Below are 1,192 nucleotides of genomic sequence, written 5' to 3' on the forward strand. Positions count from 1 at the left end.
GTGATGCACTAAGACACTGTAAAGACTTCTTAGGCCGTAAAGGCGTTCAAATTGTACCTTCAGCGCGTAAGAATACGCTTTTTCGTAGTCTAGTTGGGCAGAGTGTTGGTATCCAAGAAGTTCGTCACTTGATTGAACAAGTCTCTTCTACTGAAGCAAACGTATTGATTCTTGGTGAGTCAGGCACGGGCAAAGAAGTTGTAGCACGTAATGTTCACTATCATTCTAAACGTCGTTCAGGACCTTTCGTTCCCGTAAACTGTGGCGCTATACCGCCAGACTTGCTCGAAAGTGAACTGTTTGGTCATGAGAAGGGCGCGTTTACTGGTGCAATTACCGCACGTAAAGGCCGTTTTGAGTTGGCTGAAGGTGGTACACTGTTTCTTGATGAAATTGGTGATATGCCAATGGCGATGCAAGTTAAGTTGCTTCGTGTTTTACAAGAACGCAGTTTTGAACGTGTAGGTGGCAATAGTACCATTCAAGCTGATGTTCGAGTGATTGCGGCAACACACCGCAATCTTGAAAATATGATCGAAGATGATTTGTTCCGTGAAGACCTTTACTATCGCTTGAACGTTTTCCCAATTGAAATGCCATCGCTTCAGGAGCGAAAAGAAGATGTTCCCCTATTGCTTCAGGAGTTGATGACCAGAATGGAAGCTGAAGGTGGCATGCCAATCTGTTTTACTCCCCGTGCCATCAACTCTTTGATGGAGCATTGCTGGCCGGGCAACGTACGTGAGTTAGCTAATTTAGTTGAGCGAATGGTTATTTTATATCCAAATAGCTTGGTTGATGTGAATCATCTACCAACTAAATATAGATACAGTGATATCCCAGAGTTTCAGCCAGAGTTTAATAATTTTGCATCAGAGGAAGAGCAAGAGCGAGATGCTCTTTCTGACTTGTTCTCAGAAGACTTCAGTTTTGAGCAGCACGATGAGCTTGCTGACAATGCGAACGCACCTCAAGATTTACCCGCTGAAGGGGTTAACTTGAAAGAACTACTCGCTGATATGGAAGTGAATATGATCAATCAAGCGTTGGAGGCTCAGGGCGGTATTGTTGCTCGCGCTGCTGACATGCTTGGAATGCGCAGAACCACTCTGGTCGAAAAAATGCGTAAATATAACTTGCAGCGTTAGTGCCTATTTTCGATGAAAACGAAAACTAGTACACACTTTAGCAT

Annotated in this window: 1 protein-coding gene; it reads left to right on the top strand. The window is 44.0% G+C overall.

The annotated features are described in order from the left end of the window. Positions 1-1,148, top strand: a 1,148-nt coding sequence (locus AB4653_RS26810; RefSeq protein WP_372105748.1) for a sigma-54 interaction domain-containing protein, incomplete at its 5' end; no start/stop codon positions are given. Positions 1,149-1,192 lie beyond the last annotated feature (44 nt).

The sequence above is a fragment of the Vibrio sp. 10N.222.48.A3 genome (genome assembly GCF_041475345.1).
Taxonomy (GTDB): Bacteria; Pseudomonadota; Gammaproteobacteria; order Enterobacterales; family Vibrionaceae; genus Vibrio; species Vibrio tasmaniensis_A.